Raw genomic sequence first — 26,233 nt, 5'->3', positions numbered from 1 at the left:
GGCGCCCGCGCCCGAGCTCCCCTCTCCTCCGGGAGAGGGTTGGGGGCGAGGATGCTTCGAGCATTTTTGACATCCTGTTGGAATCCCCCTCGCCCCACCCCGAAATCCCGGCCCAGCCGGGATTTTTTTCGCCTGGGTTTTTTCTTTCCATGAGAAGGGCTTTGCTCCTTCCGGAAGAGCGCGGGGATGAGAGCCCCCTGGCACCCAGGGCTCCAGTGGAAAAGGCTGCGCCGTTTTCCACGCTACGGTGTCGAGACTGCGCCTCATCCCCAGGGAGAGGGCAAACCAAGCACAGCTCTCGCTCTTCCCCCTCTCCCCCTGGGAGAGGGCCGGGGTGAGGGCAAACCCCGCGCCATCACCTTCCCTCGGACTCGGTTAAGCTACCCCCATGCCCACCTCCGCCCCCCTCCACCGCCGGCTGCGCCTGGCCAATGGCCTGGCCGTCGCCCTGCGGCACGATCCCGAGCTGCCCCAGGCCGCTGCCCTGGTGCGCATCGGCGCCGGCAGTCACCAGGCGCCGCGGGCCTTTCCGGGGCTGGCGCACTTTCTCGAACATCTGTTCTTTCTCGGCAGCCGGCGCTATCCGGCGGCGGACGGCCTGATGCCGCTGGTGCAGCGCCTGGGCGGCGAACTCAACGCCAGCACCCGCGAGACCACCACCGACTTCTTTTTCGCCCTCGCTCCCGAGCACCTGGCCGCCGGACTCGCCCGGCTGCTGGACATGCTCGCCGCGCCCCTGCTGGCAGCGGACGCCCAGCGCCGCGAGCGCGAGGTGCTGCATGCCGAATTCATCGCCTGGTCGCGCAGCGCCGATACCCGCCGCGACCTGGCCCTGGCCACCGGCCTGCCCGCCGACCATCCGGCCGCCGGCTTCCATGCCGGCAACCGTTACAGCCTGCCGCTGCAGAGCCCGACCTTCCAGGCGGCCCTGCGCGACTTCCAGCACCAGTACTACCGGGCGGAAAACGCCCTGCTAATGCTGGCCGGGCCGCAACCGCTTGCCGAACTGGCCGACCTGGCCCGCGAACTGGGCGCCCTGCTGCCCCCTGGCCCGGCGCCCAGCGCCGTAGCGCCCCAAGCGCTCCCGGCTCCAGGCGAACGCTGGCAGACCACCGCCACAACGCCCCCGACGCTGGCGGTGCAATTCGCCCTCGATGACCTGCCACCCGGCAGCTGGGAAGCGGCGGAGCTGCTGGAAACCCTGCTGCTCGGCGACCATCCCGGCGGCCTGCCCGCCCTCCTGCGCCAGGCCGGCCAGGCCGAACGACTAGGCCTCGCCTGGCCCTATCGCCAGGCGCACCAGGGCTTGCTCCGGCTGGATCTCGCGCCCGGCCCCCAGGCCAGTCCCAGCCACCTGACCGGCATCCTGTTCGCCTGGCTTGACGCCCTGCGCCAGACACCCCTCGCCGCCCTGCAGCAGGGCCACGCCGAACGCATCCAGCGCCTCTGGGCGACCCTGCCCGCCCTGGCACTGGTAAGGCGCCTGGGTGAGCGCCTCTGGCTGGATCGGCCCGGAGACGCCTGGCCACAGCCGGCGCTCTCCCCTGCCGCCCGGGCCGCCTGGCCACGGCTGCTCGCGCAACTGGTCCCGGAGCGCCTCAGCGGCTTCGCCGCCGGCCTGACCGATGCACCGAACCGGGCGTCGCCCGTCACCACCACCTTTGCGCTGCCATCGCCCAATCCGCTGCTCATTGAGCCCAGCACGCCAAGCGCCCCGACGAGGCAGCCCTGGCCGATCAGCCAGGCCCTCGCCCCTCAGCAGCGCGAAGGCCTGCTGTTTTTGCGCTGGCAATGGCCGGGACCGGCACCGGTCGCGCCCGATGTCCAGGTGCTGGGCGCGCTACCCCGGCTGGCCGCCGAAGCGGGCGTCAGCCTGCGCTGGAGTCCGCCCGGGGCGCCCTGGGAATTGCGGCTGCAAGGGTGGGCCACGGCGTTGCCGGCGGTGCTGGAGCAGGCGCTCGACCGCCTGACGAACGCGCTGGACCTTTCCCAGCCGGCCCCCGCAGCCTCGATCGAGCCCATGCTGATCCGCCAGTTGCTCAAGGTCCTGCCCGAGCGACTGATTGCGGTCACGCCGCTGACAGTGCATGAAGAAGGCGCGCGCTTGCAGGCCCTGGCCTGTGGTCTGCCCAGGGCGGCACAGGCGTCCCTGGCCGCCGTCACGCCGCCGCCTCGGCCCCGGGCAGCGCCGCTGGGCGAACCGCCCGGCTGCACCGGTCGCCGCTGGCACCACGAACCCAGCGCCGACGCCCAGCAGGCGCTGCTGCTGTTCTGTCCGCAACCCGATGCGCGACCCACTACCGAAGCCGCCTGGCGGCTGCTGGCGGCGCGCCTGCAAGGACCGCTGTTCCAGCGCCTGCGCAGCGAGCGACAACTGGGCTATGCGGTGTTTTCCGCCTATCGCCTGCTGGGCGATCACGGCGGCCTGCTGATCGGCGTGCAGTCGCCCCAGGCCCGGGCAGCGGAGATCCTCGCGGAAATCGAGGGCTGCCTGGCCGCCAGCCTCAAGGCGGTGCAGGCCGAGGCTGCGACGCTGGCAGAAGACAGCCGTCAGCTGGTACGCGACTTCAGCCCCGCCACCCCTCAGCGCGCCGCCCTGGCCGAGCGGCTCTGGTGGGGCTTCCAGCGTAGCGGGGCGCTGGACCTCGGGCCCCTGCAGCAGGCCCTGGCCGCCCTGGACGCCGAGGCCCTGCAGCAGGCCTGGCGGCAACTCACCGCCGCCGACGCGCCGCGCTTCGCCCTGGCCAATGCCCACGCGCCATCCGGCTGGATGTCATAGCTTTCAACACTTTCCCGGGAGCGTCGGCCGGCCTTGGCGGTCAATCTGTTGCAGGATCGGTAAGACAGTTATGTCCGCCGGACCGCCAGCGATTCGTCGCGGCAAAAACCCTTAGCTAGGTAACATTTGTTAGACTTAACGACCGGATCCTTCCGGCTTTCGCAGTCAAAAGAGGAGACCTCCCATGTGGACCAAGCCTGCTTACACTGACCTGCGCATCGGCTTCGAAGTCACCATGTACTTCGCCAACCGTTGATGCGCCCCACGCCCCGGTTCGCCGGGGCGTACTTTTTCCAGGTTCGATCTTTCCCATGCATATCCAGATTCTCGGCTCCGCCGCCGGCGGTGGCTTTCCCCAGTGGAACTGCAATTGCGTCAATTGCGACGGCTTCCGCAAGGGCACCCTCAGGGCTCAGGCCCGTACCCAGTCTTCCATCGCTCTGTCCGACGACGGGGTGAACTGGATCCTGTGCAATGCCTCGCCCGACATCCGCGCCCAGCTGGCCGGCTTCGCCCCGCTGCAGCCGGCGCGCGCCCTGCGTGACACCGGCATCCGCGCCATCGTGCTGCTGGACAGCCAGATCGACCACACCACCGGCCTGCTCAGCCTGCGCGAAGGCTGCCCCCACGAGGTCTGGTGCACCGAGATGGTCCACCAGGACCTCACCACCGGCTTTCCGCTGTTCAACATGCTCGAACACTGGAACGGCGGGCTCAGCTGGCAGCCCATCGCCCTGAGCGGCAGCTTCACCATCCCGGCCTGCCCGAATCTGGAATTCACGCCCTTCCCGCTGCGCAGCGCCGCGCCGCCCTATTCGCCCCATCGCCACGATCCGCACCCGGGCGACAACCTGGGCCTGCTGGTCCACGACAGACGCACCGGCGGCAAGCTGTTCTATGCCCCGGGCCTGGGCCAGCCGGACGCCGCTCTGCTGGAGCTGATGGGCCAGGCCGACTGCCTGCTGGTGGACGGCACCCTCTGGACCGACGACGAGATGCAGCGCCGCGGCGTGGGCACCCGCACCGGTACCGAGATGGGCCACCTGCCGCAAAGCGGTCCCGGCGGCATGCTGGAGGTGCTGGCCGGCTTCGAGCGCCAGCGCAAGGTGCTGATCCACATCAACAACACCAATCCGATCCTGGACGAAGACTCCCCCGAACGCGCCCTCGTCGCGCGCCAGGGCGTGGAAGTCGCCTGGGACGGCATGTCCATCGAGTTGTGAACGCCATGCCCAACGCCCTCACGCCCGCCGAATTCGAAGCCGCCCTGCGCGCCAAGGGCGACTTCTACCACATCCACCACCCCTATCACGTGGCCATGTACCAGGGTCGCGCCAGTCGCGAGCAGATCCAGGGCTGGGTGGCCAACCGCTTCTACTACCAAGTCAACATCCCGCTCAAGGACGCCGCCATCCTGGCCAACTGCCCGGATCGCGAGATCCGTCGCGAATGGGTGCAGCGCATCCTCGACCACGACGGCGAGCCCGGCAGCGAAGGCGGCATCGAGGCCTGGCTGCGCCTGGCCGAGGCCACCGGCCTGGACCGCGAGCAGGTGCTCTCCCAAGAGCTGGTACTGCCCGGGGTACGCTTCGCGGTGGACGCCTACGTCAACTTCGCCCGTCGCGCCTCCTGGCAGGAAGCCGCCAGCAGCTCCCTGACCGAACTGTTCGCGCCGCAGATCCACCAGTCGCGCCTGGACGCCTGGCCGACCCACTATCCCTGGATCGATCCGGCCGGCTACGAGTACTTCCGCACCCGCCTGGGCCAGGCCCGGCGCGACGTCGAGCACGGCCTGCAGATCACCCTGCAGCACTACACCACCTGGGAATCCCAGCAGCGCATGCTGGAGATCCTGCAGTTCAAGCTGGACATCCTCTGGACCATGCTCGACGCCATGAGCATGGCCTACGAACTGCACCGCCCGCCCTATCACAGCGTCACCGCCGAGCGTCGCTGGCACCGAGGAATCGACCTATGAGCTTCGACCGCACCCAGGTGCCACGCTGGCGCCCCGGCTATCGCTTCCAGTTCGAGCCGGCGCAGGACGCTCATGTGCTGCTCTATCCCGAAGGCATGATCAAGCTCAACGACAGCGCCGCCGCCATCGGCGGGCTGATCGACGGCCAGCGTGACGTGGCCGCCATCATCGCCGTCCTCGACGAACGCTTTCCCGGCGTGCCCGAGCTGGGCGCCGACGTCGAACAATTCATGGAGGTCGCTCGTGCAGAGCACTGGCTCCTGCTCGGCTGATACCTCGCTGCCTGGAGTGCCCATGCAGTTGCCGCAGCCGCCGGCGGTAGGCAAGCACAATGTCGGCCTGCCGCTGTGGCTATTGGCCGAGGTCACCTATCGCTGCCCGTTGCAGTGCCCCTATTGCTCCAATCCCCTGGACTTCGCCGCCCAGGGTCGCGAGCTGACCACCGAACAGTGGTTCAAGGTGATGGCCGAGGCACGGGAGCTGGGCGCGGCCCAGATCGGCTTTTCCGGGGGCGAGCCCCTGGTGCGCCAGGACCTCGCCGAGCTGATCCGCGAGGCGCGCCGGCTGGGCTACTACACCAACCTCATCACCTCCGGCATCGGCCTCACCGAGGCGCGCATCGCCGAATTCAAGGAAGCCGGCCTGGACCATATCCAGATCAGCTTCCAGGCCAGCGACGAACAGGTGAACAACCTGCTGGCCGGGTCGAAGAAGGCCTTCGCCCAGAAGCTGGCCATGGCCAAGGCAGTCAAGGCTCATGGCTATCCCATGGTGCTCAACTTCGTCACCCACAGGCACAACATCGATCGCATCGACCAGATCATCGATCTCTGCCTGGCCCTGGAAGCCGACTTCGTCGAACTCGCCACCTGCCAGTTCTATGGCTGGGCCGAGCGCAATCGCGCCGGTCTGTTGCCGACCAAGGCCCAGCTGGAGCGCGCCGAAGGCATCACCAATGACTACCGCGCGCGTCTCAAGGCCGAGAACCATCCCTGCAAGCTGATCTTCGTCACCCCGGACTACTACGAAGAGCGCCCCAAGGCCTGCATGGACGGCTGGGGCAAGCTGTTCCTCACCATCACCCCGGACGGCACCGCCCTGCCCTGCCACGGCGCCCGGCAGATGCCCATCGCCTTCCCCAACGTGAAGGAGCAGGACCTCAGGCACATCTGGTACGACTCCTTCGGCTTCAACGTCTACCGCGGCTACGACTGGATGCCCGAGCCCTGCCGCTCCTGCGACGAAAAGGAAAAGGACTACGGCGGCTGCCGCTGCCAGGCCTTCATGCTCACCGGCGATGCGCGCAACGCCGATCCGGTCTGCGCCAAGTCCCCGCACCACGACCTCATCCTCGCCGCCCGCCAGGAAGCCGAGACCGCGACCCAGCGGATCGAGGACCTGCACTTCAGGAACGAGCGGAATTCGCGGCTGATCGCCAAGGCCTAAGAGCCTGCTCAAAATCTGCTGCGCGTCGGCCAAACGGCGTTGAAAATGGCCTGGAAGGCCAGCCCCGTCGGAATGCTCATTTATCACTCGTAAACCCGAGCGCGGGTCCGATCCGCTTCCTCAGCCATTTTCGTGGGGCCGCCTAGGCCTTGTTTGGCTCTAGCTCGCGAGATTCTGAACAGGCTCTAGGGCCGGCGGCGGCGCCAGGCACGCCAAGGTCGCCGCTGGAATCCAGGCCCCCGCGCCAAGGCGCAGGCTAGCGACGGGACTCACCACCCACGGCTCCGAGGCGTTTGCCTCCCGGCCGGGCAGTGACCATACTGTCCGGCCGGACCTTTTCCCCGCCTCGTCATGCCTTCGATACGCCCGCTGCGCCCCGCCGATATCCCGGCCGTCCTCGCCATCCAGGCGGCCAACTACCCCGCCGACCTGCTCGAAGACCACGCCTTCTACGCCAATCGCCTGGAGCTCGCCCCGGAACACTGCTGGGCGGCGACCGATGTCGAGGATCGCCTGCGCGGCTATCTGATCGCCTATCCCTGGGACGACGGCCTGCCGCCGGTACTGGGTGCCCCTCTCAAGCAATTGCCAGGCGCGGCCTCGACCTGGTTCCTGCACGACTGCGCCGTGCATCCCGCCGCCCAGGGACAGGGTGTGGCCGGACGGCTCTATCGCCACGCCAAGGGCCAGGCCCGGCGCGCCCGCCTGCGCCAGGGTCGGCTGGTGTCGCTGTCCAACGCCATCGGCTACTGGCAGCGCCACCACTATCATCCCGTCCCGGCCGACGCCGCGCTCGAGGCCAAGCTGGCCGGCTATGGCGCCGGCGCCTGCCTGATGCAGCGCACCCTCGATACCCCGGACAGCGACCACGTGTAAAACTTGCAAATCTAAATGCAAGTATTTCGCTTTCGCCTTAACATGGCCTAGCCCAGGAGGGCCTCCGCTGCCCGGCGCTCTGGCGCGGGTATCTTGATCGCCGCTACAAGGAATCCCTGATGAACATCGCTCCAGTGTCTTCGGCCAAGGGCCGGCGCGTCTTTTCCGTCACCCTGCTGGCCGCCTTGCTGGCGCTGGGCGGGCAGGCCGCCCAGGCGCGCTCCAGCTTCGAAGCCCCCGATCCGGACTACCACGGCGAGATCAAGGCCAGCCCCGTCAGCGGCACCGCCATCCTGGCCGGCAGCGAGGTCGCCCTGGACGGCCGCGGCTTCACCCCCGGTCAGCAGATCACCCTGTCGCGCGGTGGCGTGGCGCTCAACCCCGACGCCGCCTACGTGGCCGACGCCCAGGGTAATTTCAAGGCGACCATCCGCATCCCCGAAGACGCCGCGCCCGGCCAGCACCCCATCGTCATCAGCACCGCACAGCCCTCGGGCGCCGCGGTCTTCCCGCTCAAGGTCTCGCCGGTGGTGCCGTTGTCCGGCGCCGAGGCCTATAGCCTCACCGCGGTCAAACTGGTCCCCGGCCTCTACCAGGTGGACAGCAGCGCCAAGACCGGCGCCCTCTTCGTCACCTCGGCCGTGGGCCGCCCGCCGGTCAAGGTCTCGCAGCTGCTCAAGCTCGATCCCAAGGACCTGTCCATCCAGCGCCAGATCACCCCGGCCGCCGCCCCGGGCCAGGACGCCGGTGTCTACGCCGTCTACGGCGTGGGCGTGGACGATCGCAACGGCACCGTCTGGACCACCAATACCCGGCAAAACACCGTGGCGGTCTATCGCCAGAGCGACCTGGGCCTGGTCAAGCAATTCGAACCCGGCCTCGTGCCCCATGCCCACACCGTGGTGGTCGACGAGAAACTCGACCGCGCCTTCGCCTCGGCGGCCATGACCCCGGACATCGTCAGCTTCGACGCCAAGACCCCGGCCGTGCGCAAGCACATCGCCATCGAGTCGGGCGTGCGCGGCGAGCAGTTCGCCGTGGTCGGCATGCACCTGGACCCGGCGGTGCACAAGCTCTACGCCGTCAGCCTCAAGACCAACGAAGCCGCGGTGATCGACGCCAAGACCGAGACCGTCGAGAAGGTCTTCCCGATCCAGGGCGCCAAGACCCCCATGGGCGTGGCCCACGATCCCCAGACCGATCGCCTGTTCATCACCGCCCAGGGCAGCGACAACCTGCTGATCGTCGACGCCAAGACCGGCAAGACCCTGCACAACGTCACCACCGGCGCCGGAGCGCTGAACGTGGCCTTCGACCCGGTCAAGCGCCTGGCCTACGTGACCAACCGCGGCGCCGGCACCCTGACCGTGGTCGATCCGGACGGCACCATCAAGGCCAACCTGGAACTGGGCACCTACCCCAACCACGCGGTGGTGGATGGCAAGGGTGTGGTCTACGCGGTCAATAAGGCCAAGGGCCAGGATGATGCCGAGGGGGATCGGATTACGCGGGTAGTGGCCAAGTAAGGCCTGAAGCCCTCGGGCTGGGCAGGGCTACCTTCGTACAGGGCGACTGCCCTATCGCGGTCATGGACCGCTCCTACAGTTTCGAACTCCTGCTGTAGGAGCGGTCCATGACCGCGATAAGGGCATGATTTCAGCCTTGAACTGCGCGCCGCGCAGATGCCCTGGCTGTTTGTTGATTTCTGCTGATGCCCCTGGTTTCGCCTTGCCGGCGACTCACTTTTCTTTGCTTGTGCAAAGAAAAGTAAGCAAAAGAAAGCACACCCCAACAGTTCGGCCCTACGCTTCGCTCCGGGTCCCCGCGCTCCGGCGCCGCTCCTGGGGCGCGGCACGAAGGGGCCTCCTGCCCCTCGCGCCTTGCTCGGCGTCCTGCCTCGCATCCCCCTCCGCGACACCTGCACTCGGCCTCACTGACGGGGCCGGGGCGCCAGCCTGGGAGTTCGTGTTCTCAGGGAGAACCCATAGCGATTCGTAGCGTGGAAAACCGCGCAGCGTTTTCCACTGGAAGCCTAAACTCCCGAAGCGTAGCGCCCACAGCTGTCGTTATCGCGGCCATGGGCCGCTCCTACAGGTGTTCACCGATCCGTAGGAGCGGTCGCTACGGCGCACCGGCATAGCCGCGATTCCAAAGGCGTGAGGTTGTAGTGGCGTTTTCTACAGCTTGATCGGGCACAGTGGACAAGGCTTCGCCGTTGTCCACGCTACGGGCTACGGGTTATTCAACCAACACTTTCAGGCTGGCGAATCGCCCCGTTCAGCAGGGCGAACGCCAGGGTCGTGGAGTGGGTCGAGCCGCAGGGATGCGGTGAGAGGTCCAGTGGGCCATGGACGGCCCATCTGGACCGACCCCGGAACGGCGCTGGCGTGAGCGGACCCGGAGCGCAGCGTAGGGCCGGATGGTCGGGGCAAGCGTTTTTGCTTACTTTTTTGGCGACTGCAAAAAGTGAGTCGCCCGGGTGGGCGAAACAAAAACCTTCAAAGCACTCGATAACCAGCCCTGGCACCCAATAGCACAGGCGTTGGGCTTCGCTAACGCTCAACCCAACCTACGGCCACCAATCCAACCCGGCGGGCATCATCCAAACAGGGGTCAAAAGGGGGAAACTCACCCCTCCAGCGACTCCACCCCCAACTCATCCCACACCGCCTCCGCCAGGTGGAAGGTGGCATTGGCCGCCGGGATGCCGCAGTAGATGGCGCTCTGCATGATCAGCTCCTTGAGCTCTTCCCGCGTCACCCCGTTGCTGCGCGCGGCGCGCAGGTGCAGGCGCAGTTCGCCTTCGCGATTCATGCCGATCAGCATGGCGATGGTGATCAGGCTGCGGGTGTGCCGCGGCAGACCCGGGCGGGTCCAGATGTCGCCCCAGGCGTGGCGGGTGATCATCTCCTGGAATTCTTCGTTGAAGGGGGTCAGCTTTTCCAGGCTGCGATCGACGTGGGCGTCGCCCAGCACCGCGCGGCGGACCTGCATGCCGGCTGCGTAACGTTCTCTTTCGTCCAAGATCGACTCCTTCAGGCGCTGAGAAAGGCCAGCACGCGCTGGGTAAAGGCAGCGCCCATCTGCACGTTGGACAGGTGGGCGGCGGGAAACTCGACGTACTCGGCGCCGGGGATGCGCTCCTGCAGGAAGCGCCCGTCGGCCGGGGTGGTCACGGCGTCGTGGCTGCCGGCGACGATCAGCGTCGGCGCCTGGATGGCGTCCAGCACCTCGCGGAAGTCGGCGTCGCGTACCGCCGCGCAGTTGGCGGCATAGCCCTGGGGCGAGGTGCCGGCGAGCATGGCGACGATGCGGTCGACCTTGGCCGGTTCGGCGCTGGCGAAGTCGGGGGTGAACCAGCGGCCGATGGAGGCGTCGCGCAGGTCGCGCATGGCCTGCTCGCCGCCGGTTTCGACGGTCTGGATGCGGGTATTCCACACCTCGGGGGTGCCGATCTTGGCGCCGGTGTTGCACAGCACCAGGCGGGTGACCCGCTCGGGGGCGTTGATGCCCAGCCACTGGCCGATGGAGCCGCCCATGGACAGGCCGCAGAAGGCGAAGCGGTCGATACCCAGGGCATCGGCCAGGGCCAGGACGTCACGACCGTTCTGATCCATGCGATAGGGGCCGGGCGTCACCAGGGAGGCGCCGTGACCACGGGTGTCGTAGCGCAGCAGGCGAAAGCGCTCGCTGAAGGCGGCGGCCTGGTCGTCCCACATGGCCAGGTGGGTGCCCAGGGAGTTGGACAGGATCAGCACGGGGGCGCCCGCGGGGCCCTCCAGCCGGTAGTTCAGGTCGCCATCGGCGAGACGTACGCTGGGCATCAGGCAGTCCTCTGATTCAGAAATGGGTAGGCAGGGTGCGGTGTTCGGCCAGGGCGCGGGCCACCCAGGCCCGGGCCTGGCCCTGGTAATGGGCGGGGTCCAGCAGGCGATCCAGCTCGGCGCTGGAGAGTTCGGCGGTGACCTCGGGGGTATCGCCGAGCACCAGACGCAGGTGGCGACCCTCCTGGACGGCGCGCTTGCAGCTCCGCTCCACCAGGTGGTGGGCGGCCTCGCGCCCCAGCCGTCCGGCCAGGGCGATGCTGACCGCCTCGGCCAGCACCAGGCCGTGGGTCAGCTCCAGGTTGGCCTGCATGCGCACGGCATCGACTTCCAGCCCGGCGACGATGGCCTGGGCCTGCTGCAGGGCGCCGGAGACCAGGCAGAACAGCTCCGGCAGGGTTTCCCACTCGGCGTGCCAGAGGCCCAGGCTGCGCTCGTGCTCCTGGGGCATGGCGGAAAACAGGGTGCTGACCAGACCCGGCGCGCGGGTGGCGGCAGCGATCAGCACCGCCGCGCCGACCGGATTGCGTTTGTGCGGCATGGTGGACGATCCCCCCTTGCCCGGCGCCGAAGGTTCGAAGACCTCGGCGGCTTCGGTCTGCATCAGCAGCGAGAGATCCCGCCCCAGCTTGCCCAGGCTGCCGGCCACCAGGCCCAGCCAGGCACCGACCTCGACCAGGCGATCGCGCTGGGTATGCCAGGGTTGCTCCGGCAGGCTCAGCCCCAGCTCCCGGGCCAGGGCCTCGGCCACCGGCAGGGCGTCAGCGCCCAGGGCGGCCAGGCTGCCCGAGGCGCCGCCGAATTGCAGCACCAGCACCCGCGGTCGCAACTCGGCCAGGCGCTGGCGGTGCCGGGTGATGGCGCCCAGCACCCCGGCCAGTTTCATGCCCAGGGTCACGGGCGTTGCGTGTTGCAGCCAGGTCCGGCCGGCCAGCACGGTACCGGCATGGCGCTCGGCCTGGATGGCCAGGGCCTCGGCCAGCCCTGCCAGGTCGGCGTCCAAGAGGTCCAGCGCCTGGCGGATCTGCAGCACCAGGCCGCTGTCCATGGCGTCCTGGCTGGTGGCGCCGCGGTGCACATGGCGCTCGGCCTCCGGGTCCTGGGCGGCGATCTGCCGGCCCAGGGCCTTGACCAGGGGAATGGCCGAGTTGCCGGCACTGACCACGGCGCGAGCCAGCTCGGCCGCGTCATACAGCTCCGCCCGGCAGGCGGCGGCGATGGGCGCCACCGCCGCCTGCGGGATCACCCCCACCGCGGCCTCGGCACGGGCCAGGGCCGCCTCGAAGTCCAGCATGCCCTGCAGTCGGCCCCGGTCGCAGAACACCTCACGCATGGCAGCGTTGGTGAAATAGGCGTCGAACAGCAGGTTGGACATGGGGACTCCTCGGACTTAGTGGTCGTGGTGCAGATAGGCGGCTTGCCGCGGCAGCCGCAGGCTGACCAGGAAGGCCACCGCCAGCATCACCGAGACATAGATGTAGAACACCTCTTCGTGCCCCTGGGTCTTGAAGCTCAGGGCGACAAATTCCGCCGAGCCGCCGAACAGGGCGTTGGCCACCGCATAGGACAGGCCCACGCCCAGGGCGCGCACCTCGGGCGGGAACATCTCCGCCTTCACCAGGCCGCTGATTGAGGTGTAGAGGCTGATGATGGCCATCGCCAGGCAGATCAGCAGGAAGGCCACGAAGGGACTCTGGACGCTGGCCAGCGCGGTGAGGATCGGCCAGGTGCAGACCGTGCCCAGGCCGCCGAACAGCAGCATGGAGGCGCGCCGGCCGATGCGGTCGGAGAGCATGCCGAACAGTGGCTGCATGAGCATGAACACCAGCAGGGCGCAGGTCATCACGGCACTGGCGGTCTTGGCGTCCATGCCGCTGGTGTTGACCAGGTACTTCTGCATGTAGGTGGTGAAGGTATAGAAGATCAGCGAGCCGCCGGCGGTGTAGCCGAGCACGGTGAAGAAGGCCGCCTTGTGGTGCTTGAACAGGCCGCTCAGGGTACCGGCTTCCTTGTTGGCACGGGTCTCGGCGGTGGTGGTCTCTTCCAGCGAGCGGCGCAGGAACAGCGAGATCACCGCAGCGGCGGCGCCGACCAGGAAGGGAATCCGCCAGCCCCAGGCACGCAGGTCGGCGTCGCTCAAGACCTGCTGCAGGATCACCACCACCAGCACCGCCAGCAACTGGCCGCCGATCAGGGTGACGTACTGGAAGGAGGCGAAGAAGCCGCGCTGGCCACGCAGCGCCACCTCGCTCATGTAGGTGGCGGTGGTGCCGTATTCACCGCCCACCGAGATGCCTTGCAGCAGCCGCGCGAGCAGCAGCAGGGCCGGCGCCGCGACGCCGATGCTGGCATAGGTGGGCAGGCATGCGATGGCCAGGGAGCCGGCGCCCATCATCAGGATGGAGATGACCATGGAGGTGCGCCGACCGTACTTGTCGGCGATGCGACCGAAGATCCAACCACCGATGGGCCGCATGAGAAAGCCCGCGGCGAACACCCCGGCGGTGTTGAGCAACTGCACGGTGGGGTCGCTCTTGGGGAAGAAGGCGGCGGCGAAGTAGATGGAGCAGAAGGCGTAGACGTAGAAGTCGAACCATTCCACCAGGTTGCCGGACGAGGCGCCGACGATGGCGAAGATGCGCTTCTTGCGCTCCTCGAAGCTGTAATGTGGATGCGTGCTCATGGAGATCCTTAATTATAGGTATGGATGGACGGAAGACAGACTACCGCCATTCGGACTCGGGGAGACACACGCGGTTACAGGGGGTGTGGGCATGGGGAGGATTAGGTTTCAGTGATTTGCTGTAGCGGACGCTCTCGATAGAGGTCTATCGCGGCCATGCCGGTGCGCCGTAGCGGCCGCTCCTACAACAGAATGACCCTGTAGGAGCGGCCCATGGCCGCGATTGCCCCAGCGACAAAGCCTCAGACTCCGTCCACCCGCTCCACCGCCAGCGCCAGCCCCTGGCCGACGCCCACGCACATGGTGGCGAGACCCAGGCGCCCACCGGTCCTTTCCAGGTGGTGCACCGCGGTGAGCACCAGGCGATTGCCGCTCATGCCCAGGGGATGACCCAGGGCGATGGCGCCGCCGTTGGGATTGACCTTGGGGCTGTCGTCGGCCACGCCCAGTTCGCGCAGCACCGCCAGGCCCTGGGCGGCGAAGGCTTCGTTGAGTTCGATGACGTCGAAGGCCTCGATGGAGAGGTCCAGTTGCTTGAGCAGCTTGCGCACCGCCGGAGTTGGACCGACGCCCATGATGCGCGGCGCTACCCCGCCACTGGCCATGCCCAGCACCTTGGCACGCGGGGTCAGGCCGTGCCTCTTCACCGCTTCCGCCGAGGCCAGGATGATGGCCGAGGCGCCGTCGTTGAGGCCCGAGGCGTTGCCGGCGGTCACGGTCTTATCCGGGCCGTTGACCGGCTTGAGCTTGGCCAGGCCCTCGGCGGTGGTGTCCGCACGCGGATGCTCGTCTCGCTCGACCACCACGTCGCCCTTCTTGCCCTTGATCGTCACCGGGACGATTTCCTCGGCATAGTAGCCGGATTCCTGGGCCGCCGCGGCGCGCTGCTGGCTGCGCAGGCCGAAGGCGTCCTGGTCGGCGCGGCTGATGCCATAGTCGGCGGCGACGTTATCGCCGGTGACCGGCATGCTGTCGACGCCATAGGCCTCTTTCATTGCCGGATTGACGAAGCGCCAGCCCAGGGTGGTGTCTTCCAGTTTCTGGCCACGGCCGAAGGCGCTGTCGGCCTTGCCCATCACATAGGGCGCGCGGGTCATGGATTCCACCCCGGCGGCGATCACCAGGTCCATCTCGCCGAGGGCGATGGCGCGATAGGCCTGGCCCACCGCCTCCATGCCCGAGGCGCAGAGGCGATTGAGGGTCACGCCCGGCACCGTTTCCGGCAGTCCTGACAGCAGCACCGCCATGCGCGCCACGTTGCGATTGTCTTCACCGGCCTGGTTGGCGCAGCCCATGAACACCTCGTCCACGGTGGACCAGTCCACCTGCGGATTGCGTTCCTGCAGCGCCTTGAGCGGAATGGCCGCCAGGTCGTCGGCACGCACGGCGGACAGCCCACCGTTGAGCCGGCCGATGGGGGTGCGGACGGCGTCGCAGATATAGACGGCGCGACTCATTCCTCACCTCCTTTCTGGCCGCCATGAGCGGCAGCGGTGCGCGCCTGCAGATCGCGCAGGGCATCGAGTTCGGTGGCGCTCGGCGCCTCGGTGGTGGCGACCTGGTCGGCGAAGCGGAGGGCCCAGCCGGTGGCGGCCACCACCTGCTCGCGGGTCACCCCGGGATGCAGGGCGGTCACCACGAATTCGTTCGTACCGGCTTCCGGCTCCATGATGCAGAGGTCGGTGATGATGGCGGTCGGGCCCTTGCCCGGCAGGCCCAGCTGCTGGCGGTGATCGCCGCCCTCGCCGAAACCCACCGAGGTGATGAAGGCCAGCTTGTCGACGAAGCTGCGGTGCGACTGCTTGAGGATGATCAGCACCTCCTTGGCCGAACCGGCGATCTCCGGGGCGCCGCCGGCGCCCGGCAGGCGCACCTTGGGCTGGTGGTAGTCGCCGATCACCGTGGTGTTGATGTTGCCGAAGCGGTCGACCTGGGCCGCGCCGAGAAAGCCGACGTCGATGCGCCCGCCCTGCAGCCAGTAGCGGAAGATCTCGCCGGTGGGCACCACGGTGTCGGCGGTCTCGGCCAGTTCGCCGTCGCCGATGGACAGCGGCAGCACCGAGGGCTTGGCGCCAATGGGGCCGGATTCGTAGATCAGCACCACGTCCGGCGCATGGGTCAGACGCGCCAGGTTGGCCGCGGTGGACGGCAAACCGATGCCGACAAAGCAGACGCTGCCATTGCCGAGGCGGCGCGCGGCGGCCACGGTCATCATTTCATTGGTGGTGAAGTCGCTCATGATTCAGGCCTCCGCAGCCAGCTTCGCCTGGAAGGCGGCGAAGTCCGCGGTACCGCGGATGTAGGTGTCGATCCACTGGGTAAAGGTGTCGCGATCGCGGGCGATCGGATCCCAGGCCTGGTAGAAGCGGTTGTCGCGCTCGTAGTAGCCGTGGGCATAGGACGGATGCGCCCCGCCCGGCACCACGCAGACCGCGCTCAATGCCCAGGTCGGCAGCACGCAGGCGTTCATCGGCGCCTGGAGGTCGTCGACGATCTCCTCCACGGTGACGATGCAGCGCTGGGCGGCCAGGGCCGCTTCCTTCTGCACGCCGAGGATGCCCTGGATCAGCACGTTGCCCTGGCGATCGGCCTTTTGCGCATGGATGACGGTGACGTCCGGGCGCACGCTGGGCACCGCGGCCAGCTGCTCGCCGGTGAAGGGGCAGGCGATGAACTTGATGTCCGGATTGACCTTGGCCAGGTCCGAGCCCTGGTAGCCGCGCAAGACGGCGAACGGCAGGTTGGAGGCACCGGCGACATAGGCATTGGCCAGGGCCGCGTGGCTGTGCTCGGAAATCTCCAGCTTGTGCGGCCAGCCCTTTTCCACCGCATCGCGCAGCCGGTGCAAGGAGCCGACCCCGGGGTTGCCACCCCAGGAAAAGATCAGCCGCTTGGCGCAGCCGGCACCGATCAAGAGGTCGTAGACCAGGTCGGGGGTCATGCGCACCAGAGTCAGGTCGCGCCGATTCTGGCGGATCAGCTCGTGGGCGGCGGCGGTCGGAATGAGATGGGTGAAGCCTTCGAGGGCGACGGTCTCGCCATCGTGGACGAAGCGCTGGATGGCTTCGCTCAGGGACAGGATCTGGGCCATGGATTGTCGACTCGCGTCTTTGTTGTCGGCGCCGCCCGGTGCGGCGGTCTGGGGTCAGACTACAAAGCCCTATCGACGCAAACAATCCGATAATCGATTAACAGTTCGATTATCGAACAGCATCGTTCGGCAGGCAGGGACCGCTCCGCTGCGCAACGCGGCCTCGCAACGGCTACACTGCCCTGCCCTCACCTAGAGCCCTGCCGATGTCCGACAAGCCCCGCGCCTCCCTGGAAGGGATCACCCTTGAAGCCCTGCTCACCCGCCTGGTGGAGCATCACGGCTGGGAAGAACTCGGTCGGCGCATCCCGCTGCGCTGCTTCACCCATGAGCCCTCCATCAAGTCCAGCCTGACCTTCCTGCGCCGCACGCCCTGGGCACGGGAAAAGGTCGAGCAGCTCTATCGGCGCTTGCCCGGCCGCCAATAGCGGGACCAGAGCCTTTAGCCACCTGATCGACACTGCAATAACTGTCCCCTATAGTCGAACGAAAACGACTGCGCAGTAGGCGGATACGCCTGCAGGAGACAACCCATGCTTGAAAGAGCACTGCTCGTCGATGCTCAGGGGCGGCCCATTGCCCAGCACCACAAGGTCTTTTCCAACGCCTGGGACGAGATCAAGGCCTGGTCGAGCGAGGTGTACATGCCTTACGACGTGGCGCCCATCGGCCGCCACATTGCCCCGGCCTCGACGATGCATTCGGCAAAGATCGGCTCCATTACCGCCACCCGCTTTGCCTATGGCATCCCGGTACACATCAAGGACTGGGACCAGGACGCCGGCAACGCCTTTGTCGCCACTACCATCGGCGGTACCGCGCGGCACTGGATCAATCATGAGCAGGCGGTGGAGACTCCGGTGGGCAGCTCCTTTGTCGTCGACTGCAGCCGTACCGACTACTGGGTCGATTTTGACCCCAACCATCTGCAATTTAATCTGACCATTCCCCACGCGTTGCTGGAGCAAACCGCCCTCGACTGGTTCGGCTTCAATCCCGGGGATGCACTCTGGCAGGCCAAGGTGGGCCTTGGCGGTGCGGAATCGAGCTGGTTGGGGCTGATGGATTATGTTGCCCGCTCCATCGCCGAAGCGCCGGAGCACCTGACCGCAGGGCCGCTCGCCCGACACCTGGAGCAGACCATCTGCGTCCGCCTGCTCAACGAATGGGCGCTGCGCGCCGGCTTCGATCTGAGCGACCCCTGCCACCGTCTGGCTCCACGCACGGTGCGGGCGGCCGAGCAATTCATGATCGAGCACGCTGCCGAGTTGCCCACCATGGCCGACGTCGCCCACGCCGTGGGCGCCAGTGTTCGTACCCTGAGTGCCACCTTCAAGACCTTTCGTGGCTATCCCCCCAGCGCCTTTCTGCGTGAGCAGCGCCTGCAAGGGGCGCGACGAACCCTGAGCGCTGCCCCGCCCGGTGCCAGCGTGTCCGCCATCGCGGCGGGCTGGGGCTATATCAACATGGGTGAGTTCGCCCGCAGCTATCGGCAGCGCTTCGGCGAGCGCCCATCAGACACCCTGCGCCGCAGCAACGTCTGATCCTCCGAGTTATCTGCCGATGGCAGACAGCCTCTGCCGAGGCCGGATACCACCCGGGGGCCTTGGCCATCGCAAGATCTCGGCACGCGCCCGGTTGGGCGTGAAAGCACAATGATAGAGCGAGATCAGACGATGGCAGCCACTCTCAAAGCGACCGCGGACGCTATCCTGACCAGAGCCGTCGACGGCACCCCCGGTGTGCCCGGCGTTGCTGCGGTAGCAACCGGGCGACATGGCAACCTCTATGTCGGCGCCGCTGGCAAGCGCACCCTCGGCCGTGCCGACTTCATGACCCCCGACAGCCTGTGCGCGATTTTCTCCACTACCAAGGCGATTACCGGAACCGCGGTGCTGCAACTGGTGGAGCGGGGATTGCTCGACCTGGATGCACCCGCCAGCACCTATGTGCCCGCCCTCGGCAAGCTGCAGGTGCTCGAAGGCTTCGCCGACGATGGCCAACCGCGCCTGCGTGAGCCGCGGCGGGCGATCACCACTCGCATGCTGTTGCTGCACACGGCGGGCTTTGGCTATGACTTCTTCAATGCGCACTATCAGCGCCTCGCCGCCGAACATGGCCAACCCAGCGTCATCACCGCTACCCGCGCGGCACTGGAAACCCCGCTGCTCTTCGATCCGGGTGAGCAATGGGAATACGGCTCGAACATCGACTGGGCCGGTCTGGTGGTCGAGCACATCACTGGGCGGCGCCTGGACGAGGTTTTCGCAGAGCGGATCTTTGCCCCGCTGGAAATGCATGATTCCGCCTTCATGCTTACCGCCGACATGCGCGAACGCCTCGCCACCCTGCATCAGCGTGACGCAGCCGGCCAACTCACCCCGCTTGACGACTTCATCCTGCCGCAGGCGCCGGAAGTCTTCATGGGTGGCCACGGCCTCTACTCCACGGCGCTGGACTACGCCAAGTTCATTCGCATGTGGCTCAACGACGGCGAGGGTCCTGGTGGCTGGGTGCTCAAGCCGGAGACCGTACGGATGGCCGCCGCGAATGGGCTCGGCGGACTCAAGGTAAAGGGGCTTCCCGGCATCATTCCCCAGCTGTCCAATCCTGCCGAATTCTTTCCCGGCATGGCGAAGTCCTGGGGACTGACCTTCATGATCAACGACACCGACGCCCCCACGGGTCGCCCCGCCGGCTCCCTGGCCTGGGCCGGCCTGGCCAACCTCTACTACTGGATCGACCGCAAGAACGGCATCGGCGGCTTCTGGGCTACGCAGATCCTGCCCTTCGCCGATCCGCCTTCGCTCAACGGCTACCTGGAGTTCGAAACGGCCGTGTACCAGGCGCTCGCCACCTACCGCCGGAGTTGAAGAGCGGGCCAAGGGACGCCATCAGCGCAAAGCATCACACCGACGTCAGGATCAAGCCTGCCCGAACACCAGCACCTTGAGCCCGCCTTCAGGATCCTCGTCGGCGAATTCCGGGGGATTGGCCAGGCGCTCGACGAAGGCCAGGCTCGGCGCTTCCTGGGCCATGCCGGCGATGAGGAAGTCCGCGCCCACGCCGGGGTCGTTGACGCAGGCCAGCACCCGGCCGCCGGGGGTGAGCAGTTCGGGGAGGCGGCGCAGGATGCGGGCGTAGTCCTTGGTCAGGGCGAAGCTGCCTTGCTGGAAGCTGGGCGGATCGACGATCACCAGGTCATAGGGCCCCAGCTTGCGCACCTTGCCCCAGGACTTGAACAGTTCGTGGCCGAGAAAGCTGACCTTGCCCAGGTCATGGCCATTGAGCCGGTGATTCTCGCGACCGCGGGTCAGGGGCCCGCGGGCCATGTCCAGATTGACCACCTGGGCCGCGCCGCCGGCCAGGGCGGCCACCGAGAAACCGCAGGTGTAGGCGAACAGGTTGAGGATGCGCAGACCGGCGGCCTGCTCGCACACCCAGCGGCGGCCCAGGCGCATGTCGAGGAACAGCCCCATGTTCTGGTGCCGAGTGAGGTCCAGGCCGAACTTCAGGCCGTCCTCGTGGATGATGTGCTCCCCCACCGGCGCGCCGATCAGCGCCTCGCTGGCGGCGTCCAGGCGATAGCGATGCTGCAAGAGCAGGCTGCGGGCAGCGCTGGCGCGCCACGCCGGGGTCTCGCCCAGGGCGGTCAGGGTGGCGCGCAGGGCCTCCAGCTCGGCGGCGGGCAATTCGCGAAACAACCCCACCCGCACCACGCCTTCCAGCCAGTCCACGGTGAGTTGCTCCAGCCCCGGCAGCAGCCGGCCGCGGCCGTGCACCAGCCGGCGCGCCTCGGTGGGTGGTTGATCGAGGGCGACCAGGAGCAGGTCGGAGAGGCGGGCAAGGGTGGCGGTATTCATGGGCGGTCACGACGGCAAAGGAGCGGCATGCTACGGCAAAAGCGACGGCCCCGCCTCCCGCGGCGAGTCCGGTAGACGTCTGCCGGCGCCTCGGCGCGGACACCCGGGCCGGACGTCGCCAGCGAACCGACCAGCCCGATGAAAATATGTCTCAGGCGGTAACGACTCGCAGTTGTATCCACTTTGCAACCCGCTCTAGAATCCGCCTCCCCAACCCCAGGACGATAACAATGCGCCGGCTGGTCCCTGCTCTCTATCTGCTGCCCCTCTGTGCCCTCCCCCTCGCCGGTCATGCCCAGGAAAAGGCAGAAGATTCGCCTCAAGCCCTGTCCGATCTCACCATCGTCGGCGCGGCCGAATCGCCGACCGGTCCGGTGCAGGGCTACAAGGCAGAGCGCTCCAGCAGTGCCACCCGTACCGACACCCCGCTGCACGAAACGCCCCAGTCGGTGAGCGTGGTCTCCCGCGAGGCCCTCGACGACCTCTCCGCCACCCGCCTGCAGCAGGCGCTGGACCAGGCCGGCGGCGTCGGCCGTGGCAACAACTTCGGCGGTCAGGGCCTGACCAGCTACACGGTGCGCGGCTTCACCAGCTCCGAATATTTCCGCAACGGCTTCCCCATGAATCGCGGCTATCCCAGCGCGCCGGATGCCGCCACCCTGGAGCGGGTCGAGGTCCTGCGCGGCCCGGCGGCGACCCTCTATGGCCGCAGCGATCCGGGCGGCACCTTCAACGTGGTCACCAAGCAGCCGCTGGGCGAGCGCAAGACCACCCTCGGCAGCCAGTTCACCGACCAGGGCCTACGGCGCGGCACCCTGGACACCACCGGCCCGGTGGATGAAGACGGCCGCCTGGCCTATCGCCTCAACCTGATCGCCGAAGGCGGCGACAGCTTCCGCGACGATGTCGAGCACGAGCGCTACGAAGTGGCCCCGGTGCTGAGCTGGCAGGCCACCGACGCCACCCTCATCACCTTCGAGGCGGACATCATCCGCAGCAACGCCCCGCTGGACCGCGGCCGCACCAACTACCTGACCCAGCGCGCCGAAGCCAGTCGCTCCACCAATGCCTGGGAAAAGGGCACCACCAACCTGCTGCACAGCGACAGCGAGGCCTATCAGCTGCGCTTCGAGCACCAGTTGAACGACGCCTGGACCCTGGCTGGCGGCTTCCAGTACCTCGACGGCAGCCTCAAGGGCAATGCCGTGGAAGCCAATGGCGTGCAGGCCGACGGCGTGACCCTGGGTCGCAACTTCAACTACCGCAAGCTGGGATGGAGCGATCGCGACCTGCAGCTGAACCTGACCGGTCGCTTCGACACCTTTGGCCTCGGCCACACCCTGATCACCGGGATCGAGGTGGAAGACTATGACTACCGCTCCATCATCCAGCGCTCCCCCGGCGGCGCCAACGTCTATCCGGTCAATCTGGTCGATCCGGTCCTGGGTCAGCCGCGCCCCGCCCTGACCCGCGTTGCCACCCACGACCATGAGACGCTCAAGACCTGGGCCGCCTTCGTGCAGGACCAGATCGCCCTCACCGAGCGCCTCAAGGTGCTGGGTGGCGTGCGCCTGGAGCGCTTCGAGCACGACTACGATAACAAGAGGCCACCTCAGGTCCTTGCCAACGGTCAGGTTGTCAGCGGTGACTGGAGCAAGGACTCGAATGCCGTCACCCCGCGCCTGGGCGTCAGCTATGACCTCACCCCGGAACTGGCCCTCTACGCCAGCGCCTCCAAGTCGTTCAAGCCCAACACCGGCGCGGCGTTCCAAGGTGGGGGTTTCGATCCCGAAGAAGGCAAGGCCTACGAGGTGGGCATGAAGTGGGCGGCGCTGGACGGCCGCCTCAGCGTCGACACGGCGATCTTCCATACGGTCAAGGAAAACGTCCTGACCCCGGATCCGGTCGAACCCACCTTCAACGTCGCTACCGGCGAGGTGCGCAGCCGCGGCTTCGAAGTCAACGTGACCGGCGACCTGACGCCCAACTGGCGCATCCTCGGCGGCTACGCCTTCACCGATGCCGAGGTCACCAAGGACAACACCCTGGCCCGCGGCACACGCCTGACCAACATCCCGCGCAATGCCGTCAACCTGCTCAACGTCTACGAATTCCATGACGGCGTGCTGCGTGGCCTGGGGCTGGGCGCCAACCTCAAGTACGTGGGCGAACGCGAAGGTCAGAAGACCGCGCTCAGCGACTACACGATGGACAGCTACACGGTCACCGACCTGCTGAGCTTCTACAAGGTCGACGAGCACCTGCGGCTGAACCTGGACGTGCGCAACGTCTTCAACAAGGGCTACGACGAGAGCTCCTGGAACGCCTACAGCTATCCGGGCGAGCCGCGCACCGTGCAAGCCGGCTTCACCTACACCTTCTAAAAGCACCCAACAAAACTACTGCGCGTCCGCCAGGCGGGCGCGTGCAGTGCTCGGAGTCCTCATGTACCACTTGTACACTGCGGCTCCTGCGCGCCGCGCGCACCCGCCTGACAGCCGCTCGCTACGTTTTGTTAGCCGCTTTACGGCTCTCTGGAGTCAGGCCTCGCTGAAGGCCTGACCGGTCAGCGGCTGCACCACCGGGCGGCCCTGGCGGTCGTGGAGGATGTCCACCGCCACGCCGTAGGTCGCTTCCAGCAGGTCGGCGGTAACGATGGCAGCGGGTCGGCCGGCGGCCAGCAGGCCACCGTTGACCAGCACCAGCAGCGAATCGGCGTACTGGCAGGCCAGATTGAGGTCGTGCAGCACCACCACGGTCACCCGCTGGTGCAGCCGGGTCTCGTGGCGCACGCGATCGAGCAGGTTGATCTGATGCCGCAGATCCAGGGCGCTGACCGGTTCGTCCAGCAGCATCACCTCGGGTTCGCGCATCAGCACCTGGGCAAAGAACACCAGTTGTCGCTGCCCGCCACTGAGGGCGCCCAGCTGGCGCGAGGCCAGGTGGCCGATGCCCACCTCGTCGAGCTTGCCCAGCGCCCGTTCCAGCAGCTCATCGTCCAGGTGCAGGGTCAGCCGTTCCAGGCTGCCCATGGCCACCGTCTCCAGCACCGACAGCGCCGCCTCGGCATGGGAATCCTGGGGCATGTAGGCCACGCCCTGGCGCCAGCCGTCCCGCTGACCACGCAGTGAAGCCCCCGCCACCAACCGCCTGGCGCCGCGCTCGATCCGGCCGGCCGCCAGCGGCAGGTCACCGGCCAGGGCGCGTAGCAGGGTGGTCTTGCCGGTGCCGTTAGGGCCGAGGATCACATGCACCTGCCCCGCGTGCAGCTCGGTGCAGAGTCCGGAGATGACGGTACGATCACCGCGCTTCAGCGCGAGGTCCTGGAGGCGGATCATGGGCTGGACCTGCGGGGGGCGAAGATGAGCCAGAGCAGAAAGGGCACCCCGACGATGGCGGTGACGATGCCCACCGGAAACAGCGCCCCGGGCAGGATCGACTTGGACAGCACCGAGGCGAAGGACAGCATCAGGGCGCCGCAGATGGCCGACAGTGGCAGCAGGAAGCGCTGATCCTCGCCCACCTGCCAACGGGCGATATGGGGCGCGACCAGGCCGACGAAGCCGATCACCCCGACGAAGCTGGTGGCCGTGGCGGTCATCACCGCCACCAGGATCAGCACCTTGAGGCGCAGCCGGCGGATATTCACGCCGAGGCTCTCGGCCCGTGCCTCGCCCAGCCGCAGCGCGGCCAGCTTCCAGGCATCGCGCAGGAGCAGGAGACAGCACAGCAGGGTCACCCCGGCGACGATGGCCAGGGTGGTCCAGGTGGCGCGACCGAGGCTGCCGAACAGCCAGAAGAGGATCTGCTGGGACAGCTCTGGCGAGGAGAGGAATTGCACCAGCGACAGCAGCGACTGGAAGAGGAACAGCAGGGCGATGCCGCCGAGGATGATGGTGTCGCTGCCGGTGCGCTTGAGCGAGGCCAGGGCGAAGAGAAACAGCGCCGCCAGCATGGCGAAGGCGAAGGCCCCCAGCGGCACGCCGATCAGCGCGCCCAGGCCGAAGCTGCCCAGTGCCAGGCTGAGGGCGGCGCCACAGCCGGCGGCGGCCGCCATGCCCAGAGTGTAGGGACTGGCCATGGGGTTGTTGAGCAGCGTCTGCATCTGCGCCCCGCCCGCGCCGAGGGCGGCGCCCACCGCTAGCGCCATCAGCGCCACCGGCAGGCGCAGGTCGCGGACGATGGCGTCGGTCATCGGCTGCCGCTCGCCGAGCCCGGTCAGCGACTTGAGCACCTCCAGCGGCGAGAGCAGCGACGGCCCGGTGGCGATGTCCAGCACCAGACCCGCCAGGGTCAGCAGCAAAAACACCCCGCAGGCGCGCCAGCGGCGGCGTTCGCGGGCGCGCTGCTCGGCGATGGCGTTGCCGTGGCTGGCGTTCGCGGCCTCGCTCATGGCGTCAGGCCTAGGGCGAAGGTGCCCTCGGGTTGGATCGGCATATAGCGGCGGTAGTACTCGCGGTAGTTGGCCATCGGATCCACGTCCTGGAACAGATCCGGATAGAGCTGCTTGGCGATGAATTGCAGCATGGCGAAGTCTTCCAGGCTGCGCGAGGCGCCCTGGTAGACGCCATAGAGGCGCCCGTCGCGGATCGCCGGCAGATTGGCCCAGCCCGGTCGCTGCATGAAGGCGCGCAGGTGGCTGCGGGCGTCATCGGCGGTGACGCCGGGGCCCATGGGCAAGGCGGTGGGATTGCTGTTGTCCTCGCGCCCGGAGATGAAGATGACCTCCGGCTGGGCCAGGAGCACCTGCTCCGGATTCATCACCCCCCACCACTGGATGAAGGGCGCGGCGATGTTGTCGCCACCGGCCAGGGTGACCATGGCGCCCCACATGTTGCGGCCATAGGTGAAGGAGTATTCGGCCGGGCCCTTGTTGCCGAACTCGGCATAGACCCGCGGTTTCGGGCGATGAGCCGCCGCGATGCGGGTCTGGATGTCCTGCACCACCTTGGCGTAGAAGTCGGCCAGCTCGGTGGCGCGCGCCTCCTGGCCGGTGATCACCCCAAGCAGGCGGGTGGACGCCAGGTGACGCTCCAGGGTCTGGGCGTTGTAGTCGATCGCCACCACCGGGATGCCGAGCTGTTCCAGGCGCTTGACCTCGCTGTCCAGCGCCTGGAATTGCCAGGCGGCCAAGACCACCAGATCCGGCTTGAGGGCGAGGACCTTTTCCACGGAGAAGCTGTTGTTTTCCGTCTCGCCCACATCGGGAAGGCTGGCCAGGGAGGGCCGGTGGGCGACGTTGAGCGCCCAGTTGGCCGGCACCTTGCGCTCCCAGGCGCCGCGGGAGACACCGACCACGGCGTCGAAGGCCTGCTCGCCACCGACCGCCAGGTAGTCGCCATAGTGGAAGCCCAGCACCACCCGCTTGGCGGGTGCCTCGATGGTCACCGTGCGCCCGAGGACGTCGGTCACCTGCCGCGTCTCGGCAAAGGCCGGCGCAATCAGAAAGCAAGCGATAAGCGTTACCAGCCGGACAGCCCACTGCCCGCTGCAAGCGAAACCTTTCATGGAACCCCTTGGACGTCTGTACCCGCTCTAGACGGGTGCCTGCGGCGCATGCAAAGGGTGCAACTTTACGCGGTGGCAGCGCCTGCGCCTAGCGCCCGCCACGCTCCCAGAGCCCGCTTATAATCTCGCGAGCTAGAGCTAAACAAGGCGAAGGCCCTAGGAAGCGGAGTTAGCCACGGTCAATG

At 67.6% G+C, this 26,233-nt stretch carries 23 protein-coding genes and 1 other RNA gene; 13 read left to right on the top strand and 11 right to left on the bottom strand.

Annotated elements, in window-relative coordinates; genetic code table 11:
* Window positions 1–388: 388 nt before the first annotated feature.
* The 8 genes from pqqF to CFE50_RS02315 all read left to right on the top strand — a co-directional run bounded on the left by pqqF (window position 389) and on the right by CFE50_RS02315 (window position 8,605).
* Window positions 389–2,779, top strand: a complete 2,391-nt coding sequence (gene pqqF / locus CFE50_RS02350; protein WP_286730677.1) for a pyrroloquinoline quinone biosynthesis protein PqqF — start codon at window positions 389–391, stop codon at window positions 2,777–2,779.
* A 184-nt stretch (window positions 2,780–2,963) separates the two neighbouring features.
* On the top strand, window positions 2,964–3,035 hold the full coding sequence (gene pqqA, locus CFE50_RS02345) for a pyrroloquinoline quinone precursor peptide PqqA (RefSeq protein WP_003243383.1): 72 nt from the start codon (window positions 2,964–2,966) through the stop codon (window positions 3,033–3,035).
* Window positions 3,036–3,090: 55 nt separating this feature from the next.
* The gene (gene pqqB, locus CFE50_RS02340; RefSeq protein ID WP_286730676.1) at window positions 3,091–4,002 is read left to right on the top strand and encodes a pyrroloquinoline quinone biosynthesis protein PqqB; all 912 of its coding nucleotides are present in this window, start codon (window positions 3,091–3,093) and stop codon (window positions 4,000–4,002) included.
* Window positions 4,003–4,007: 5 nt separating this feature from the next.
* Window positions 4,008–4,757 carry a pyrroloquinoline-quinone synthase PqqC gene (gene pqqC, locus CFE50_RS02335; RefSeq protein WP_286730674.1) on the top strand — a complete coding sequence of 250 codons (750 nt, stop codon included), beginning with the start codon at window positions 4,008–4,010 and terminating at the stop codon, window positions 4,755–4,757.
* Window positions 4,754–5,029, top strand: coding sequence for a pyrroloquinoline quinone biosynthesis peptide chaperone PqqD (gene pqqD / locus CFE50_RS02330; RefSeq protein ID WP_007161090.1), 276 nt, complete (start codon window positions 4,754–4,756; stop codon window positions 5,027–5,029). The genes pqqC and pqqD overlap by 4 nt, the downstream gene beginning before the upstream one ends.
* A 22-nt stretch (window positions 5,030–5,051) precedes the next feature.
* Window positions 5,052–6,203 carry a pyrroloquinoline quinone biosynthesis protein PqqE gene (gene pqqE / locus CFE50_RS02325; protein ID WP_286730671.1) on the top strand — a complete coding sequence of 384 codons (1,152 nt, stop codon included), beginning with the start codon at window positions 5,052–5,054 and terminating at the stop codon, window positions 6,201–6,203.
* A 351-nt stretch (window positions 6,204–6,554) separates the two neighbouring features.
* Complete coding sequence (locus CFE50_RS02320) at window positions 6,555–7,079, top strand: GNAT family N-acetyltransferase (protein ID WP_286730670.1); 525 nt, start codon at window positions 6,555–6,557, stop codon at window positions 7,077–7,079.
* A 119-nt stretch (window positions 7,080–7,198) separates the two neighbouring features.
* Window positions 7,199–8,605: a YncE family protein gene (locus CFE50_RS02315; RefSeq protein ID WP_286730668.1), complete on the top strand. Its 1,407-nt coding sequence runs from the start codon at window positions 7,199–7,201 to the stop codon at window positions 8,603–8,605.
* 1,102 nt (window positions 8,606–9,707) lie between these two features.
* Here the strand turns inward: CFE50_RS02315 and pcaC are convergent.
* From pcaC to CFE50_RS02280, 7 genes are all read right to left on the bottom strand, one after another.
* Window positions 9,708–10,103, bottom strand: coding sequence for a 4-carboxymuconolactone decarboxylase (pcaC, locus tag CFE50_RS02310; protein WP_286730666.1), 396 nt, complete (start codon window positions 10,101–10,103; stop codon window positions 9,708–9,710).
* A gap of 11 nt (window positions 10,104–10,114) precedes the next feature.
* A complete protein-coding gene (pcaD, locus tag CFE50_RS02305; RefSeq protein WP_286730664.1) occupies window positions 10,115–10,903 on the bottom strand; it encodes a 3-oxoadipate enol-lactonase in 789 nt (262 codons plus the stop codon).
* A 16-nt stretch (window positions 10,904–10,919) separates the two neighbouring features.
* A complete protein-coding gene (locus CFE50_RS02300; RefSeq protein ID WP_241809883.1) occupies window positions 10,920–12,278 on the bottom strand; it encodes a 3-carboxy-cis,cis-muconate cycloisomerase in 1,359 nt (452 codons plus the stop codon).
* Between the two features lie 15 nt (window positions 12,279–12,293).
* A complete protein-coding gene (locus tag CFE50_RS02295) occupies window positions 12,294–13,586 on the bottom strand; it encodes an MFS family transporter (RefSeq protein WP_241809882.1) in 1,293 nt (430 codons plus the stop codon).
* Between the two features lie 242 nt (window positions 13,587–13,828).
* On the bottom strand, window positions 13,829–15,043 hold the full coding sequence (gene pcaF / locus CFE50_RS02290) for a 3-oxoadipyl-CoA thiolase (protein ID WP_241809881.1): 1,215 nt from the start codon (window positions 15,041–15,043) through the stop codon (window positions 13,829–13,831).
* The gene (locus CFE50_RS02285; protein WP_241809880.1) at window positions 15,040–15,825 is read right to left on the bottom strand and encodes a CoA-transferase subunit beta; all 786 of its coding nucleotides are present in this window, start codon (window positions 15,823–15,825) and stop codon (window positions 15,040–15,042) included. The genes pcaF and CFE50_RS02285 overlap by 4 nt, the downstream gene beginning before the upstream one ends.
* Before the next feature lie 3 nt (window positions 15,826–15,828).
* Window positions 15,829–16,677 carry a CoA transferase subunit A gene (locus tag CFE50_RS02280; protein WP_017642962.1) on the bottom strand — a complete coding sequence of 283 codons (849 nt, stop codon included), beginning with the start codon at window positions 16,675–16,677 and terminating at the stop codon, window positions 15,829–15,831.
* 206 nt (window positions 16,678–16,883) lie between these two features.
* On the opposite strand from CFE50_RS02280, the gene CFE50_RS02275 reads away from it, so the two are divergent.
* The 3 genes from CFE50_RS02275 to acmB all read left to right on the top strand — a co-directional run bounded on the left by CFE50_RS02275 (window position 16,884) and on the right by acmB (window position 19,550).
* The gene (locus CFE50_RS02275) at window positions 16,884–17,105 is read left to right on the top strand and encodes a VF530 family protein (protein ID WP_286730659.1); all 222 of its coding nucleotides are present in this window, start codon (window positions 16,884–16,886) and stop codon (window positions 17,103–17,105) included.
* A 105-nt stretch (window positions 17,106–17,210) separates the two neighbouring features.
* A complete protein-coding gene (locus tag CFE50_RS02270; RefSeq protein WP_286730657.1) occupies window positions 17,211–18,221 on the top strand; it encodes an AraC family transcriptional regulator in 1,011 nt (336 codons plus the stop codon).
* A 132-nt stretch (window positions 18,222–18,353) separates the two neighbouring features.
* Entirely contained in the window at window positions 18,354–19,550 is a 1,197-nt protein-coding gene (acmB, locus tag CFE50_RS02265) for a methyl acetate hydrolase AcmB (RefSeq protein WP_286730656.1), read from the top strand.
* Between the two features lie 51 nt (window positions 19,551–19,601).
* Here acmB and CFE50_RS02260 read toward each other — a convergent pair whose 3' ends face one another.
* Window positions 19,602–20,540, bottom strand: coding sequence for a class I SAM-dependent methyltransferase (locus CFE50_RS02260; RefSeq protein ID WP_286730655.1), 939 nt, complete (start codon window positions 20,538–20,540; stop codon window positions 19,602–19,604).
* 230 nt (window positions 20,541–20,770) lie between these two features.
* Between CFE50_RS02260 and CFE50_RS02255 the strand changes: the two genes are divergently transcribed.
* Complete coding sequence (locus CFE50_RS02255; RefSeq protein WP_286730654.1) at window positions 20,771–22,924, top strand: TonB-dependent siderophore receptor; 2,154 nt, start codon at window positions 20,771–20,773, stop codon at window positions 22,922–22,924.
* A 61-nt stretch (window positions 22,925–22,985) separates the two neighbouring features.
* Window positions 22,986–23,061, top strand: a non-coding RNA gene (locus CFE50_RS02250) — sX9 sRNA.
* 19 nt (window positions 23,062–23,080) lie between these two features.
* Here the strand turns inward: CFE50_RS02250 and CFE50_RS02245 are convergent.
* The 3 genes from CFE50_RS02245 to CFE50_RS02235 are packed head-to-tail and all read right to left on the bottom strand — an operon-like array spanning window position 23,081 to window position 25,952.
* The gene (locus CFE50_RS02245; protein ID WP_027598796.1) at window positions 23,081–23,878 is read right to left on the bottom strand and encodes an ABC transporter ATP-binding protein; all 798 of its coding nucleotides are present in this window, start codon (window positions 23,876–23,878) and stop codon (window positions 23,081–23,083) included.
* Window positions 23,875–24,933 carry a FecCD family ABC transporter permease gene (locus tag CFE50_RS02240; RefSeq protein WP_027598797.1) on the bottom strand — a complete coding sequence of 353 codons (1,059 nt, stop codon included), beginning with the start codon at window positions 24,931–24,933 and terminating at the stop codon, window positions 23,875–23,877. Before CFE50_RS02240 ends, CFE50_RS02245 begins: the two co-directional genes overlap by 4 nt.
* Entirely contained in the window at window positions 24,930–25,952 is a 1,023-nt protein-coding gene (locus CFE50_RS02235) for an ABC transporter substrate-binding protein (protein ID WP_286730651.1), read from the bottom strand. Before CFE50_RS02235 ends, CFE50_RS02240 begins: the two co-directional genes overlap by 4 nt.
* Window positions 25,953–26,233: the final 281 nt, after the last annotated feature.

The organism is Pseudomonas sp. PGPPP4, assembly GCF_002256045.1.
Lineage (GTDB): Bacteria > Pseudomonadota > Gammaproteobacteria > Pseudomonadales > Pseudomonadaceae > Chryseomonas > Chryseomonas oryzihabitans.
This window is presented reverse-complemented; position numbering and strand designations above follow the sequence as displayed.